Raw genomic sequence first — 14,756 nt, forward strand, 5'->3', positions numbered from 1 at the left:
ACTGTGGATAAAAAGTTCTGTAGACACAGAGAAACCCAAATCTTGAACCACGGAGAAAAAGGAGAACACAGAGGGCCACGGAGGGAAACACAGATAGGTTTTCTCCGTGAAACTCCGCGTTCTCAGTGTCCTCCGTGTTTTAAGATTTGGGTTTTACATGCCTGCCACGTCCGAAAACCGCTGGCCAGCATCTGCCTTGCCTGTCATGATTTCGACCATGGAACTCGATCACGATATTTGCTACAGAGCACTTGCCAGCCGCGATGCGCGCTTTGATGGGCGGTTTTTTATTGCCGTTAAAACCACCCGCATCTATTGCCGGCCCATCTGCCCTGCCCGCACGGCCAAGCAAGAGAATGTTTTATTCTTTCATACCGCCGCCGAGGCACAGGAGCTGGGCTTTCGCCCCTGCTTACGTTGCAGGCCAGAGGCCGCCCCGCATTCTGGCGCTTGGCGTGGCGTATCTAACACGGGCGTTTCTAATACGGTAAACCGTGCGCTCAGACTGATCGAAATGGGCGCTTTAGATGAAGGCTCGCTGGCTTCTCTCAGCGATAAATTGGGCGTAGGTGAGCGCCAATTACGTCGCCTATTTGAGCAATATGTGGGTGCATCGCCACAGGGCGTGGCACAAACGCGGCGTGTGTTACTCGCCAAGCAGCTGATCCACGAAACCGCAATGCCCATTACCGATATTGCTTTTGCCGCAGGCTTTGGCAGCGTGCGCCGCTTTAATGAAGTTTTTCAGCAGCTCTACCAGCGCCCACCCAGTGATTTACGCCGTGATAAGCAGGCCGGATCATCAAGCGGTGTCACCCTACTGCTGCGCTATCACCCCCCTTATGATTGGGGGGCGATGCTGACCTATTTATCGGCTCGCGCCATAACTGGGCTAGAGATCGTAGAGGGCGGCATTTACACCAGAACGATCTGCATCAACGGTGTGCAGGGCACGGTATCGGTGCAACAGAGCAATCACCATGCGTTGGCAGCCACTATTTGTTTTCCTAATTTGGCCGCACTGCCACACATTATCGCCCGCCTCAGGGCCATGTTTGATTTAGCCGCCGATCCCGGCATGATTAATCAGCAATTAGCCAGCGATCCTCTGATGGCAAAGCTGACCGCAAGGCACCCCGGCCTACGCGTACCCGGTGCATGGGATGGTTTTGAGCTGGCCATTCGCGCCATCCTTGGCCAGCAAATCACCGTCGCCGCCGCCATTCAACTGGCAAGCAAAATAGTAGCGCAATATGGTGAGCCATTAGCCACACCCGATGCGCAATACCCCACTTTAAGCCATGTCTTCCCCACTCCAGCCCTATTGAGCAAGGCAAATCTCACAGGCATACCACAAAGCCGCACCAACACTATCCGGGCGCTGGCCGCAGCCTTTGAAGCGGAGCCTGATTTACTCACCAGCGGCAGCAACGCAGCTGAGGCCAGCAGCAAACTACTCGCCATTTCTGGCATCGGCGACTGGACCACCCAATATATCGCCATGCGTCAATTACGAGAGCCCGACGCCTTCCCCACCAGCGATGTCACCCTCATCAAAGCCATCACCCAACTAGAGGGCCCATGCAAACTCAGCACCCGAGCCGAAGCATGGCAGCCTTGGCGTGCCTATGCGGCGCAGCATCTTTGGACATCGCTAGGGGCTGCCCCCCTAGCCCAAATCACTGATTGCGCCCATTCACAAAGTCACTGGCCTGCCCAATAATCCAAGCAGAGAAATCCGCTAATTTACAGCTGGCGCTGCTTTTTTCTGGCCAAATCAGCCAATAAGCGTATTGATAGGGGACTTCTATCTCAGTGATTTGCACTAGGCTGCCTGCATTTATAGCCGCACTCACTAAAGATCGACGCAGCAGCGCAAGGCCATGCCCCAGCTTCACGCTTTCAATCTCTAAATTACTGTCGTTATACGTAAATAGAGGCTTAGGCCGCCAATCTGCAAGACCCGCAGCTTGGCACCAGTTAGTCCATTGCACGGCTGGGTTGGTGATAATCGCTGCCGTTTGCACTTCGGCAGCAGTCTGAGGACGGGGACTAAAGTGAGGAGCTGCCACCAAAAGCAACGACTCATCCATTAAGCACTGCTGTTGCAGCCCCTCCCAATTGCCATTTCCCATACGAATCGCTAAATCAAGCAGACCATTATTCATTTCCTCAAAGCCCAAACTCGCTCGAAGATTAATGGTGTATTGCGGATATTTCGCCTTAAAATCAGGTAAGCGTGGCAACAACCAGTGCAAGGCAAACGAAGGAAGAACTCCAATCGTGATGTCATTCGGCCTAGGGCGAGTCAGTACCCGCTGAGTCGCCTCCGCCATATCCCCCAAAGCGCCCCTCACCCGCAGCGCGTAAATCCGCCCTTCTTCTGTCAGCAGCAGTTTTTTCCCTTCGCGTAAAAATAACGACAAGCCCAAAAAGTCTTCCAGCGTACGTAATTGATGGCTAATTGCGCTGTGCGTGACATGTAAGGATTCTGCTGCTTTGACCACGCTACCCAAGCGTGCAACCGCTTCAAAAGCACGTAAGGCCCCTAAGGGCGGCAATTGGCTCATGTTAATTTTACTCACATAAAGGCTGAAAATTGATCAGTAACGTACTTGGTATTCTTGGATATAGTGAATTGATTATGCCAAAGAGATGAAAGATATGTTCACCTATCCAAGATTAAACTTGCAAGTAGGTGAATTATTTGCGGTCGATTTAGCCCATGCGGCCCAATTAAGTTGTGAATTAGGCGAGCGGTGGCTAACCCTCGATCGCTTAAGCGAAGATTTTGAATTAAAACTAGGCACACAGCTTGCCCTGCCTAAGGGAAAAGTGCTCATTGAAGGTCGTGGGCAGCTGCATTTTTATGGTGAACGTGCAGCCATGAAAAATAGCGTCCATATCCACAAAGGGAAGTAGCGGTGCTAAAAGCCAGATTTATCCTGCGTATTTAGCACGCTGACAATTTAAGCAGCCTGATTATTCAATTGATCAACCACACAATTCATTTGCATAAAAGAGAGCAATCAATGCACTTAACCATTTCTATGATTTTGTTTTCACTCGCCATGTCTATTTCACCTGGCCCCGCCAATATGGTCATTGTTTCTTCTGGGGCCAAGCATGGATTTAGGCAAACACTTCCCTTCGTTTCTGGGGCCAGTTTTGGCTTTACTTTATTACTTATATTTGTAGGCTTTGGGTTTATTCAATTAATGAACGCTTACCCTATTTTTTTGACCTCGCTAAGTTGGATAGGCGCTATTTTTATCAGCTATATGGCCTATAAAATTGCCTTCTCTGCTCCAGAAATTGCACTGCATAAAGTAAACAGGCCCACATTTTTACAAGGATTTTTATTGCAATGGCTTAATCCTAAAGCATGGATGGCCTGCGCTTCTGGGGTTGCCCTATTTTCTAATGCCCATAGCGCTAAGCCACTCATTATTTTTATTCTGATTTATTTTTTAATCTGCTACGCATCGCTTTCTGCATGGGCGCTGCTTGGTGATCGCGCTGCAGTTTTTCTTAATAGCAGGAATCGAGTGCGATTTTTTAATCTCACCATGGGTGGTCTACTGATGGCGACGGCGGCGTATCTTATTTATCTGCAAGCAGAAGCCATCATTCGCTAATCAAATCGCCCCCTAAGAGCAATATTACCCCTGCTCCGAAGTCTTCCAATATACCCTTAACGGGTATATTATCGTATCTGACAGGAGGGGCAAAATGACTTCAGAAATCCAACTTCGCCTTGGTGGTATGACCTGCGCAGCGTGTGCGGCGCGGATTGAAAAAATCCTTAATCGCCAGGCAGGTGTGGCTGCGGAGGTTAACTTTGCGACTGAAACTGCGCATATCAGCCGTAGCGACACGACTATCACCGCCGAATCGCTAATTGCCACCATCAGCCGCGCAGGGTTCACCGCCGAGCTGGCAAGTAGCCCTGCTAGCGTAGAAAAAGATGAGCGCTGGCCACTGCTGATCGCCGCCCTGCTTAGCCTGCCGCTAATGGCAAGCATGTTTAGCACAGATCACGCCGAGCTATTGCCGCGCTGGCTGCAAATGCTGCTGGCCACGCCGGTGCAATTTATTTTGGGCTGGCGCTTTTATCGCGGCGCGTTTTTTGCGCTAAAAAGTGGCGGGGCAAATATGGATGTGCTGGTGGCACTGGGCACCACCATGGCCTATGGCCTATCCGCCGCCGTTACCATTATGGGCATGCACGAGCAGCACGTATATTTTGAAGCCAGCGCGGTGATTATTACGCTGGTGTTGGCAGGAAAATGGCTGGAAAGCCGCGCCAAGAAGAAAACATCGGGGGCGATTAGCGAGCTTTTAAAGCTGCAACCTAAAACCGCAAGGGTAGAAACGGCGGATGGACTGATTGACGTAGCCATCGGCCAGCTCAAGCCCGGCGATATCGTGATAGTGCGCCACGGCGAAGTGATTCCCGTCGATGGCGTAGTCATCGAGGGCCAGGCTGCAGTCGATGAAAGCATGCTGACGGGGGAGAGCTTGCCGGTCGAAAAAAACTTCGATAGTAAGGTATTTGCCGCTACGAAAAACAGCAGCGGTATGCTTAAAATCAAGGCCAGCAGTGTCGGCAGCAAAACACAGCTGGCTGAAATTGTGCGGCTGGTGGCCCATGCTCAAGGCTCTAAAGCGCCGATCCAACGCCTTGCCGATCAGATTTCCGGCATCTTTGTGCCCATTGTGACCGCGATTGCCGTGTTTACCTTTTTGGGGAGTTTTTGGTACTGGGATAGCGCCGTCACCGCGCTAATCCATGCCGTTGCTGTGCTGGTGATCGCCTGCCCTTGCGCGCTGGGGCTGGCCACGCCCACCGCGATATCAGTCGGCATAGGCCGTGCGGCGCAGCAGGGTATTTTATTTAGGAATGCTACAGCGCTAGAGCATGCGGGCAAGATTGAAATGCTGGTGGTCGATAAAACCGGCACACTGACCACAGGGCAGGCCAAGGTGGTGGAGATCATCAGCTTGCAAAGTGATATCTCCAAAGATGAATTGCTGCAGCTGGCAGCCAGCTTGGAGCAAGGCTCGGAACACCCGCTGGCCCATGCCATCCTAACAGCCAACACTCTGCCACTCTTGCCTATCAGTGACTTTGTCGCCGTAGCAGGGCAAGGCGTAATGGGCAAGCTCAGCAATGGCAGTGAAATTAAGGTTGGCATTCCAAGCTGGGCGGGTGAAATGCCAGAAAAAAACACCCAGCCGCATACCCTGGTGAGCATCTCCAAGAATGGCCTTTTGCTTGGACAATTAGCACTGGCCGATACACTCAGAGCCAGCTCGGTGGAGGCAGTCAAACGCCTGCACGAGATGGGCATTGAAGTAGTGATGCTCACCGGCGATCAGCCCGCCACCGCGGCCGCCATTGCCAAGGCCAGTGGCATCCGCCAGCACCAAGCCTTAATGCGCCCACAAGACAAGGCTGCGTTTATTCAGCAGCAAAATAAGGTAGTAGCGATGGTTGGCGATGGTGTAAACGACGCCCCTGCACTCGCCGTTGCAGCAGTTAGCTTTGCCATGGGCGCAGGCAGCGATGTGGCAATCGAAGCGGCCGATATCACCCTATTGCATAACGATTTGCTGGCGGTCAGCGACGCGATTGCACTATCGCGCGCCACCATAAAAAAAATCCGCCAGAATTTATTCTTCGCGTTTTTCTATAACACGCTTGGCATACCGCTGGCAGCCATCGGCCTGCTCAACCCTGTATTAGCCGGAGCTGCGATGGCGCTGAGCTCGGTTTCGGTGGTGAGTAATTCGCTGCTACTGAGGCGCTGGAAAAGTCACCCCCAACAAAATCATTAAACCTATAGACACAGAGATCAGGGAGAACACAGAGCGCACAGAGCGCACAGAGAAAACCAACACAACGAAAATGTAATTTGTTTTTTACAAAAACGCAGAGCACAAAGAAGCCTAAGAGTTTGGCCGTGATTAACTTCCTGTACCCAAAACACCGTCATTCCCGCATGCCTTTGGCGGGAATCCAGCAGCGTTACTGGATCCCCGATAAAAACACTCGGGGATGACGGTTTTCCTAGCCAGGCAGCTATTTTTCGCCATGCCCTAATACCAAGTTTTCTCTGCGTGCTCTGTGCTCTCTCTTTGGCTCTGCGCCTACAGAACTTAGGTTTTTTTATACATTTTGAATGGAGCAAGAAAATGGAACACAGCACACTTAAAATTGAAGGCATGACTTGTATGGGTTGTGTACGTACTTTAACCAGCGTATTAAGCGCTCTGCCCGGAGTGAGCCATGTGACCATTGATTTAGAAAGCGGGATTGCTAAAGTGGATCACAACGCGGCCCTTACTTCGACTGACACCTTGAGTGACGCCATTGAAGGAGCGGGCTTTGAGCTTGTCTGATTGCTACACCCCAGATGAAGGGCCAAAAGTGATTCAGCCGGGCAAGCAAAAACTGCTCTCTCGGCTCAATCGCATTGAAGGTCAGGTACGTGGCGTGATTAAAATGGTTGATGAGGATAGATACTGCGTAGATGTGCTGACGCAAATCTCGGCCATAAAATCAGCCATGGACTCAGTCGCCATGCAGCTACTGGAAAACCATGCTCATGGCTGCGTGGCACAAGCGATTAAAGATGGGGAAGGAGATGCGGCCATTGATGAACTGATGATGGTCGTCAAAAAACTAAGCGGCAAAACGCTGGGGTAAATCAAAAAATTCTGTAGACACGGAGCAAAACGAAGAACACAGAGGACACGGAGAAAACTAAATATTTGGTTTTCTCCGTGTCCTCTCTTTATCCCCTCGGTGTTCTCCGTGTCTACAGAATTTAGGGGGTTCCAAATTTACAACGTCAACCCTCCCGTTACTTCAATCGCTGCACCGTTGATATAGCTGGCTTCATCGCTGGCTAAAAACGCATACACATTGGCGATTTCTTCGGGCTGGGCCATGCGTTTCATTGGCACACGCTCTTCCATCGCTTGAATCACTTTTTCTGGCATGGCTTTCAGGATCGGTGTGGCTACAAAGCCGGGGCAAACTGCATTAGCGCGAATGCCTTTCTTACCCAGCTCTTTGGCCCATGTTTTTACAAAACCAATCACCCCAAATTTAGCTGCCGCATAATTAGTCTGGCCAAAATTGCCATATACGCCCACCACCGATGAGGCGTTCAAAATCACACCACTGCCCTGCTCTACCATGGTATCAACCACGGCGCGGGCGCAGTTATAAACACCTTTCAGATTGATATCGATCACGCGATCAAACTGATCTTCGGTCATTTTGATCAGTTGTGCGTCTTGCACAATGCCTGCGTTATTCACCAGCACATCGATGCGACCAAATTGCGCCTTAACCGCCGCCACCATTTCAGCAATCTGGGTTTTATTGGTCACATCCACCACGTACCCTACCGCCACTGCGCCACTTTGTACAAGGCTGGAAACGACGGCATCAATACCGCTCTGGTTCACATCACACACCACCACTTTGGCGCCTTCTGTGGCAAACTTAATCGCTGTGGCCTGGCCAATTCCGCTGGCGGAACCTGTGATAATCGCAACTTTATCTTTCAGTCTCATAACACACCTTTCATATCAATTGAAAATGGCCGTACCCGGAGCCAGTTAGATCATCAGCCAATCTTGCTAACTGACTGATTAATCAACAGCAAACAAGCAATTAATTCAGCATAGACGCTCTTGGTGCAACGCAACAAGCCAATCATCACAGGAATCAAAAGATTCACACTATTTTTAGTGCATCAAACAAGCCAATAGCCGCAGCAAAACATGCAAAGATTGGCATCAAGGGAGGGAAAGCGCGCAAGGAAGATGCAGCCAGACAAGGTCTGGCTGCCACAATCGCGTTTATTCTGCGGGTTTATCCGCGTAATGCTCACTCAGCAAGGAGCGGCAATCTACAATGCGTAAATCATTGTCGCGGGCAAAGGTCATGAGGAATTCGAAGACACGCGGATCGATTTTTTCAAGCTGTTTGTCCACAGCCACACAACGAACATTGTCGTGCACCATAGGGCGAACAAAAGGGGCGTAAGAAAGCTTTTGATCAACGCCAAATGTGCTTAAGATGCCAGACAAGCGATCAGCCCAGTCGCTGGGCCGAAATTCACGCCCATTACTGGTAATGCCCTGAATAATGATTTCGTATGGATTGCAGATCATTTTAACAACAGCGTATTTAATGGTGGAATATCTACCAGATTATACCATCGCAGGCCAAACTGCTGCCTTAGAAATTCTCAAACACTTGCAGATCAGACGCCACAGATAAAACAATAAGACGCTGACAAAGCTTGCCAGCCGCCTGCAAACGGTTGAATAATGGTTGTTTTTTCTCAAAGTGGCTCAACCCGTTTCAAAAATGAAAGCTGCATAGCCTGCATAAAAAATCATGGTGTAGCATCGAAAACCTGTAAGAAATTGTGCAGAGCACAGTGGATCAGAGCTTTGAGCACACTAAGATTTATCTTTTTTGAAGCGGCAGCCCATTCGGACTGTTCCCTATGCGCCATTATCTGCAATTCACTGATTTCACCCGCGAAGAATACGATTACCTATTCAAACGCGCTGCCATTCTTAAAGCAAAACTGGCCGCAGGCGAGCTTTATCAGCCCCTGATTGGTAAAGTTTTGGCCATGATTTTTGAAAAATCATCCACCCGCACCCGTGTTTCTTTTGAAGCGGGCATGGCGCAATTCGGTGGCCATGCGATGTTTTTGCAATCCAAAGACACTCAGTTAGGTCGCGGCGAGCCCATCGAAGATGTAGCTAAAGTGATTAGCCGCATGACCAATATCGTAATGGTTCGCACTTTTGAGCAAAGCATTGTTGAGCGCTTTGCCGATAATTCTTTAGTCCCTGTCATTAACGGGCTGACTAATGAATATCATCCATGCCAGATTTTGGCCGATATTTTTACTTATATCGAAAAAAATGGCTCGATCGAAGGCAAGACCGTGGCTTGGATTGGGGACAGCAACAATATCTCCCGCACTTGGCTGCAAGCAGCGAAAATATTCAACTTCAAACTCAACCAAGCCTGCCCGCGCGGCTATGAAATGACGGTTTTAGACGGCCAGAGATACGGTGCCGAGCATTTCGAAACCTTTTATGATCCGTATCAAGCCGCCAGAGATGCCGATATCGTCAGCACTGACGTTTGCACCTCGATGGGTTTTGAGCGCGAAACATTGCAGCGCAGAAAAGACTTTTTGCACTATAAAGTCAGTGAAAAAGTGATGCTGCAAGCCAAGGCAAATGCCATGTTTATGCACTGCCTGCCTGCACATCGCGGCGAAGAAGTCGACCCGGAAGTGATCGATGGCCCACAATCGGTAGTCTGGGATGAAGCAGAAAATCGTATGCACACACAAAAAGCAGTGATTGAATACCTATTACTCGGTAAAGTAGAGGATTAAGTAAGCTTATTACCCAGAAATGGGCACAAACTGCTTATCTCCAGCCCCGTGATACAGGATCACCCTTAATGTTTGGCATTACCGATTTAAGCAGCTATTTACTCGGCACTATTTTTATTATCTTATTGCCGGGGCCCAATTCCATTTTTGCACTTTCTGTTGCGGCCAAACAAGGCGTGCGCGCAGGCTATGCCGCTGCGGCAGGTATTGTAACGGGCGATTTTATCCTGATGCTATTAGCCAGCGTTGGTGTTGCTTCTTTAATGCGCACTCATCCGGCAGCCTTTGATATGGTTCGCTATGCAGGTGCAGCGTATTTAGCTTGGATGGGTTTGAAAATGCTGCTTGCCAAACCGCAGGCAACAAGCAGTACCCCTATTGAAGTGCCATCCAGTCATATTTTTAAGCAGGCACTCTCAATTTCACTGGTAAATGTGAAAGCTATATTATTTTTTATGGCATTCTTCCCCCAGTTTGTGGATCCGACTTATGATCGGGTTCCGCTCACGTTTGTAGTACTTGGCATGATCGTACAAGCCGTAAGTTTGGCTTATCTGACCTTTTTAATTTTTGCTGGCGCTGGCCTTTCTCGGCGGCTAGCAGGCAAACAGTGGCTGGGCCGCTGGCTAGCTCGCCTAACCGGTGTACTTTTCATCAGTTTTGGTGCGCGGCTTGCTCTTATTCACTAATCCTTGCCTTTCTCCCTTCTTGGAGTTCTCATGTCTGATGTAAAAAAAGCGGTTCTTGCCTACTCCGGTGGCCTCGATACCTCGGTAATTCTGAAGTGGCTGCAAGATACATATCAATGCGAAGTGGTGACATTTACCGCAGACCTGGGCCAAGGCGAAGAGCTTGAGCCTGCCCGCCAAAAAGCGGTGCAATTTGGCATTAAGCCAGAAAATATTTTTATTGATGATTTGCGCGAAGAATTTGTGCGTGACTTTGTATTCCCGATGTTCCGCGCCAACACGGTTTACGAAGGCGAATACCTACTGGGCACCTCGATTGCCCGCCCGCTGATTGCCAAGCGCCAAATTGAAATTGCTAATTTGACCGGCGCAGATGCTGTCAGCCATGGCGCCACCGGCAAGGGCAATGATCAGGTCCGCTTCGAGCTGGGCTATTACGCCCTGCGTCCAGATATTAAAGTGATTGCACCGTGGCGTGAGTGGGATTTAAACAGCCGTGAAAAGCTGCTGGATTACGCTGAAAAGCACGGCATGGATATTGCCAAGAAAAAAAATGGCGGCAGCCCTTACTCAATGGACGCCAATCTGCTGCATATCTCTTACGAAGGCCAAGTGCTGGAAAACCCAGCCGCCGAGCCAGAAGAAGACATGTGGTTATGGTCGGTTAGCCCGGAAAAAGCACCGGATGCGGCTGAGTATGTAGAGCTTGAGTACGAGCAAGGCGATATCGTCGGCATTAATGGCGTGAAGATGAGCCCAGCCACGGTATTAGCCACACTGAATAAACTCGGTGGCAAGCACGGCATCGGCCGTCTTGATCTCGTTGAAAACCGCTTTGTGGGCATGAAGAGCCGTGGCTGCTACGAAACCCCTGGCGGCACCATTATGCTCAAGGCGCACCGCGCCATTGAATCGATCTGCCTTGATCGGGAAGTGGCTCACCTTAAAGACGAGCTGATGCCTAAATACGCCAGCCTGATTTATAACGGCTACTGGTGGGCACCAGAGCGCCTGATGCTGCAAAGCATGATTGATGCAAGCCAAACCCATGTAAATGGCTGGGTGCGCGTTAAGCTCTACAAAGGGAATGTGATTGTGGTGGGCCGTGATTCTAAAGAATCACTCTTTGATGCCAACATTGCCACCTTTGAAGACGACGGCGGGGCTTATAATCAAGCAGATGCAGCAGGCTTTATTAAACTCAATGCACTACGCATGAGAATTGCCGCCAAACTACGTAAGTAAGCTTACCGTTATTTTACAAAGCCGGCTACGAGCCGGCTTTGTTCGTCAAAGGAAACCATCATGCTTGAGGCGCTTCAAAATATGTCTGAGGAAACATTCACCACACTATCGGTGTCTATCCTCTGTACCGGCCTCATCATTTATATGGGCTTTATCATTTATCGATTAGCAGCGGATTCTAAAGCGGGGAAATACGGCTCCTTGGTTTTATTTTTCACACTGGGGTTCGGCGTATTCGGCTTTATTATTAAAACAGTGCTCACCGAAGTCATTCAAAAATAAAGAGAATTCTCTATGTCACAATTTGATAATGTATCTGTACTTAAGCAAGGCAATGTTTATTTCGACGGTCTATGCATATCGCACACGCTGATTTTAGCAAATGGCGAAAAGAAAACCGTCGGCGTTATTTTGCCATCGACGCTGACTTTCAATACAGGCGCAGCAGAAATCATGGAAATCGTAGCGGGTCTTTGCCATGTAAAACAGGCAGGTGAATCTGAGCCCACCCCCTATACTGCAGGTCAAAGCTTTCACGTACCCGCTAACTCCAGCTTTAGCATTGAAGCACTGGAAACACTGCATTACGTTTGTCATTTTGCTTAAACCGCAAAATACCAAATAAATTTAATTAACTACTTACAAAAAGGAGAAGCCTGTGCCTTCTTTCGACATTAGCTCCGAACTCGATATGGTTGCCCTCAAGAATGCGATTGATGCGGTTGAACGCGTGATCAACAATCGCTTTGACTTTAAAGGCACCAGCGCCAAAGTTGATTTAAACGAAAAAGACGAAACCATCACTCTGCATGGCGATTCCAATGCGCAGCTCGATCAGATTAAAGATATTTTATTCCCTGCGTTAGAGAAAAAAGAAGCTGATAGTAGCAAGCGCTTAGAAAGCGGCGAAGTGCAAAAAATTTCTGGTAATAAAGTAAAACTAGAAATGAAAATCAAGGCAGGGATTGATCAAGACTTAGCAAAAAAAATCATCAAGCTGATTAAAGATGAAAAGCTAAAAGTACAAACCGCCATTCAAGGCGATACCGTGCGTGTAACGGGTGCCAAGCGTGATATTTTGCAAGAAGTAATCGCATTCATGCGTAAATCAATTACTGATTTTCCATTACAGTACCAAAACTTCCGCGACTAATCATTGAGGATTAGGGCGGCAGATCGTTGCCGCCCACGCCATGAACTGGACCACTCGCCAATCTGCTTTTATCACCCTGCTTGCCATGCTTTTTGGCCTGGGGATGATTTTTATTCTTGCCTATCAAGTCAATAGCTCTTACAGGATTGAGGTGCAACGCACCCGTTTGAACGTTACTCACCAATCCAGCGAAGTAGCCAATCAAATTAGCAGCGCATTAAGAGAAATAGATATTGTTCTTAAAGATTTAAGCGATCGGATCAGCCCTCAAGACCTTCTCAATGCAGAGCAAGGCGACAGCCGCAATGCAGAATTACAAAATATTTTATTAGATAAACTACTTCAAGTTCACCAAGCGGACAATATCGTCCTCGTGAGCAGCAATAGCAGTATCACCCATCGTGCGCTAGATACACCCGGCCACGGGCAATTAATGGACGATGCTTATTTTCAGCTAATTCGTAACAATCGCTATCAAGAGCGAATTTATGCTCGCCTTGCCAGCCATAGCCAGAATACAGGCATTGTTGTCGCAAGGCGGGTTGAATCGCTTACTGCTGAATTTTCCGGATTAATTGTCGCCAGCATGACCCGCAGCTATTTAGATGGTTTATTAAGTGCCCTCCCTTTAGGAAAGCACGGCAGCATTCAGCTCATCGATCAAAATAAAAACATCCTTGCAAAATACCCACCCAATGCGCTCGCCTTACCCTTAGACGAGGCAGGCATCAAAGATTTGCTCGCAGGTAAAGAAAGTAAAATATTAGTTAACCACATCAGCCCCACCCAAAGCATCAGCAGCTATCATTTAATAAAAGACACTCCTTTTATTGTGATTGTGAATGCCTCATCCGACGATTATTTATTACTTTGGCGAAACAACACCCTGTATTACTTACTAGGCGGTGGAACTCTACTGATTATGGCTTTGCTGATGTGTTATTTCTTTTGGCGATCACATCGTTTAACTCAAAATCTGCATAAAAAAGAAAAACACTTAAATGCAAGCGAGGCACGTTTCAGGCAAATGATTGAAACCAGTCCTGTGGCCATCGTGCTTGCCCGTATGCCGGATTACTTTATTACTTATATCAATCATCAGGCCGCAGAATTATTTGACCAAACACAGGCAGGCGCTTTATCGCAACGCGCTTTTGAATTATATAAATCCAAACCGATGTTTATGGAACAGGTTCAAAAAATTCAACAAGGACAATGCCAGCACAATATTGAAGTCATGCTGCAACGTAAAGATGGCCAACCCTTTTGGGGTAATCTTTCAATGTCGATGCATGAAACCAACCACATCACTACGCTTATGATTGGTATCAGCGATATCACCAGCAAAAAACAAATGGAAGCCGATCTGCAACATAAAGCCACAATTGATAGCTTATCTGGCTTATTTAATCGTGCTTATTTTACCGAACGCGCAAATCATGAAATTGCACGTGCCAAACGTAATCAGCAGCCACTCATTGTGATCATGCTCGATATTGATCACTTCAAGCATATTAATGATAACTGGGGGCATGATATTGGTGATAAAGCGATTCAAAGCCTAGCCGAGCTTTGTCGCACCACATTGCGGGATATCGATATTATTGGCCGAATTGGCGGTGAGGAATTTGCCATTTTATTACCCGAAACGGATTTAGAAAAAGGCTACCCGGTTGCAGAGCGCTTGCGTCAGCGCATTGAAGCACAGCGTATTTCATTAGCAAACGAGCAAACGCTGCAATTCACTGCCAGTATCGGACTAAGCATACTCTGCGCCGACGATGATAAGCTTGATCGCATCCTTAAGCGAGCAGATCTGGCACTTTATCAAGCAAAAAACGAGGGTAGAAATCAAACGGTTATTTACAGCAAAATCGCCGAATAAGCACAAAAAATGATAAAGACATAAAAAGCTTGATTTTCATCAATACCCAGAACAACGCTTTGCATTTATATAGCATTATATAAACACATGGCGATCATCATGGAAAACACACCTCTGCAAGCGCTGTTTACTTCTGATATTGGCTTATTAAGCTTATTTACTATTCTATTTATTCTGGGAATGGCTGCGTATATTTTTTTCTACGTTCGGCGCAAAGTGATCGAAGAAACAGCAGCACACGCAAAAAGCATTGATAAAAACACACAAAAACAATCATCGCTATAAAAAAATAAAATATCTAAAGGATCGCTTACTTATGTAAGCGATCCTTTTTT

General features: G+C 48.1%; 17 protein-coding genes. 14 read left to right on the forward strand and 3 right to left on the reverse strand.

The window, feature by feature from the left end:
* The first annotated feature begins 157 nt into the window (after positions 1–157).
* A complete protein-coding gene (locus tag VN23_RS09670; RefSeq protein ID WP_335339392.1) occupies positions 158–1,723 on the forward strand; it encodes a DNA-3-methyladenine glycosylase 2 family protein in 1,566 nt (521 codons plus the stop codon).
* On the opposite strand, the gene VN23_RS09675 is transcribed toward VN23_RS09670, so the two are convergent.
* Entirely contained in the window at positions 1,680–2,570 is an 891-nt protein-coding gene (locus tag VN23_RS09675; RefSeq protein WP_046351297.1) for a LysR substrate-binding domain-containing protein, read from the reverse strand. The two genes, VN23_RS09670 and VN23_RS09675, sit on opposite strands and share 44 nt — an antisense overlap.
* A 94-nt stretch (positions 2,571–2,664) precedes the next feature.
* Between VN23_RS09675 and VN23_RS09680 the strand changes: the two genes are divergently transcribed.
* From VN23_RS09680 to VN23_RS09700, 5 genes are all read left to right on the forward strand, one after another.
* Entirely contained in the window at positions 2,665–2,922 is a 258-nt protein-coding gene (locus VN23_RS09680; RefSeq protein WP_156455171.1) for a DUF2917 domain-containing protein, read from the forward strand.
* A 110-nt stretch (positions 2,923–3,032) separates the two neighbouring features.
* Complete coding sequence (locus VN23_RS09685; protein ID WP_046351295.1) at positions 3,033–3,638, forward strand: LysE family translocator; 606 nt, start codon at positions 3,033–3,035, stop codon at positions 3,636–3,638.
* Between the two features lie 94 nt (positions 3,639–3,732).
* A complete protein-coding gene (locus tag VN23_RS09690) occupies positions 3,733–5,841 on the forward strand; it encodes a heavy metal translocating P-type ATPase (RefSeq protein WP_046351294.1) in 2,109 nt (702 codons plus the stop codon).
* Positions 5,842–6,198: 357 nt separating this feature from the next.
* Entirely contained in the window at positions 6,199–6,405 is a 207-nt protein-coding gene (locus VN23_RS09695) for a heavy-metal-associated domain-containing protein (protein ID WP_046351293.1), read from the forward strand.
* On the forward strand, positions 6,392–6,712 hold the full coding sequence (locus VN23_RS09700) for a metal-sensitive transcriptional regulator (RefSeq protein ID WP_046351292.1): 321 nt from the start codon (positions 6,392–6,394) through the stop codon (positions 6,710–6,712). The genes VN23_RS09695 and VN23_RS09700 overlap by 14 nt, the downstream gene beginning before the upstream one ends.
* 137 nt (positions 6,713–6,849) lie before the next feature.
* On the opposite strand, the gene fabG is transcribed toward VN23_RS09700, so the two are convergent.
* Positions 6,850–7,590, reverse strand: coding sequence for a 3-oxoacyl-ACP reductase FabG (gene fabG / locus VN23_RS09705; RefSeq protein ID WP_046351291.1), 741 nt, complete (start codon positions 7,588–7,590; stop codon positions 6,850–6,852).
* A 288-nt stretch (positions 7,591–7,878) separates the two neighbouring features.
* Positions 7,879–8,193 carry a DUF3579 domain-containing protein gene (locus VN23_RS09710; RefSeq protein ID WP_046351290.1) on the reverse strand — a complete coding sequence of 105 codons (315 nt, stop codon included), beginning with the start codon at positions 8,191–8,193 and terminating at the stop codon, positions 7,879–7,881.
* A gap of 341 nt (positions 8,194–8,534) precedes the next feature.
* On the opposite strand from VN23_RS09710, the gene argF reads away from it, so the two are divergent.
* From argF to VN23_RS09750, 8 genes are all read left to right on the forward strand, one after another.
* A complete protein-coding gene (argF, locus tag VN23_RS09715) occupies positions 8,535–9,449 on the forward strand; it encodes an ornithine carbamoyltransferase (RefSeq protein ID WP_046351289.1) in 915 nt (304 codons plus the stop codon).
* A gap of 68 nt (positions 9,450–9,517) precedes the next feature.
* A complete protein-coding gene (gene leuE / locus VN23_RS09720; RefSeq protein ID WP_046351288.1) occupies positions 9,518–10,138 on the forward strand; it encodes a leucine efflux protein LeuE in 621 nt (206 codons plus the stop codon).
* 30 nt (positions 10,139–10,168) lie between these two features.
* Positions 10,169–11,383, forward strand: coding sequence for an argininosuccinate synthase (locus VN23_RS09725; protein ID WP_046351287.1), 1,215 nt, complete (start codon positions 10,169–10,171; stop codon positions 11,381–11,383).
* 60 nt (positions 11,384–11,443) lie between these two features.
* Positions 11,444–11,665 (forward strand): DUF2788 domain-containing protein, encoded by a 222-nt coding sequence (locus VN23_RS09730; protein ID WP_231743389.1) that lies wholly within the window; start codon positions 11,444–11,446, stop codon positions 11,663–11,665.
* Between the two features lie 12 nt (positions 11,666–11,677).
* A complete protein-coding gene (gene ppnP / locus VN23_RS09735; protein WP_046351286.1) occupies positions 11,678–11,989 on the forward strand; it encodes a pyrimidine/purine nucleoside phosphorylase in 312 nt (103 codons plus the stop codon).
* A 52-nt stretch (positions 11,990–12,041) separates the two neighbouring features.
* Positions 12,042–12,536, forward strand: a complete 495-nt coding sequence (locus VN23_RS09740; protein WP_046351285.1) for a YajQ family cyclic di-GMP-binding protein — start codon at positions 12,042–12,044, stop codon at positions 12,534–12,536.
* A 40-nt stretch (positions 12,537–12,576) separates the two neighbouring features.
* The gene (locus VN23_RS09745) at positions 12,577–14,421 is read left to right on the forward strand and encodes a sensor domain-containing diguanylate cyclase (RefSeq protein WP_046351284.1); all 1,845 of its coding nucleotides are present in this window, start codon (positions 12,577–12,579) and stop codon (positions 14,419–14,421) included.
* Between the two features lie 99 nt (positions 14,422–14,520).
* On the forward strand, positions 14,521–14,706 hold the full coding sequence (locus VN23_RS09750; protein ID WP_046351283.1) for a DUF3149 domain-containing protein: 186 nt from the start codon (positions 14,521–14,523) through the stop codon (positions 14,704–14,706).
* The last annotated feature ends 50 nt before the right edge of the window (positions 14,707–14,756 follow it).

It is taken from the genome of Janthinobacterium sp. B9-8, assembly GCF_000969645.2.
In the GTDB taxonomy this organism is placed as follows: Bacteria; Pseudomonadota; Gammaproteobacteria; order Burkholderiales; family Chitinibacteraceae; genus Iodobacter.

Bases quoted from the DNA above. Each gene is read 5' to 3' on its own strand.
- VN23_RS09670 (WP_335339392.1), top strand. From the start codon at position 158: ATGCCTGCCACGTCCGAAAACCGCTGGCCAGCATCTGCCTTGCCTGTC.
- VN23_RS09675 (WP_046351297.1), bottom strand. From the start codon at position 2,570: ATGAGCCAATTGCCGCCCTTAGGGGCCTTACGTGCTTTTGAAGCGGTT.
- VN23_RS09680 (WP_156455171.1), top strand. From the start codon at position 2,665: ATGTTCACCTATCCAAGATTAAACTTGCAAGTAGGTGAATTATTTGCG.
- VN23_RS09685 (WP_046351295.1), top strand. From the start codon at position 3,033: ATGCACTTAACCATTTCTATGATTTTGTTTTCACTCGCCATGTCTATT.
- VN23_RS09690 (WP_046351294.1), top strand. From the start codon at position 3,733: ATGACTTCAGAAATCCAACTTCGCCTTGGTGGTATGACCTGCGCAGCG.
- VN23_RS09695 (WP_046351293.1), top strand. From the start codon at position 6,199: ATGGAACACAGCACACTTAAAATTGAAGGCATGACTTGTATGGGTTGT.
- fabG (WP_046351291.1), bottom strand. From the start codon at position 7,590: ATGAGACTGAAAGATAAAGTTGCGATTATCACAGGTTCCGCCAGCGGA.
- VN23_RS09710 (WP_046351290.1), bottom strand. From the start codon at position 8,193: ATGATCTGCAATCCATACGAAATCATTATTCAGGGCATTACCAGTAAT.
- argF (WP_046351289.1), top strand. From the start codon at position 8,535: ATGCGCCATTATCTGCAATTCACTGATTTCACCCGCGAAGAATACGAT.
- leuE (WP_046351288.1), top strand. From the start codon at position 9,518: ATGTTTGGCATTACCGATTTAAGCAGCTATTTACTCGGCACTATTTTT.
- VN23_RS09725 (WP_046351287.1), top strand. From the start codon at position 10,169: ATGTCTGATGTAAAAAAAGCGGTTCTTGCCTACTCCGGTGGCCTCGAT.
- VN23_RS09730 (WP_231743389.1), top strand. From the start codon at position 11,444: ATGCTTGAGGCGCTTCAAAATATGTCTGAGGAAACATTCACCACACTA.
- ppnP (WP_046351286.1), top strand. From the start codon at position 11,678: ATGTCACAATTTGATAATGTATCTGTACTTAAGCAAGGCAATGTTTAT.
- VN23_RS09745 (WP_046351284.1), top strand. From the start codon at position 12,577: ATGAACTGGACCACTCGCCAATCTGCTTTTATCACCCTGCTTGCCATG.
- VN23_RS09750 (WP_046351283.1), top strand. From the start codon at position 14,521: ATGGAAAACACACCTCTGCAAGCGCTGTTTACTTCTGATATTGGCTTA.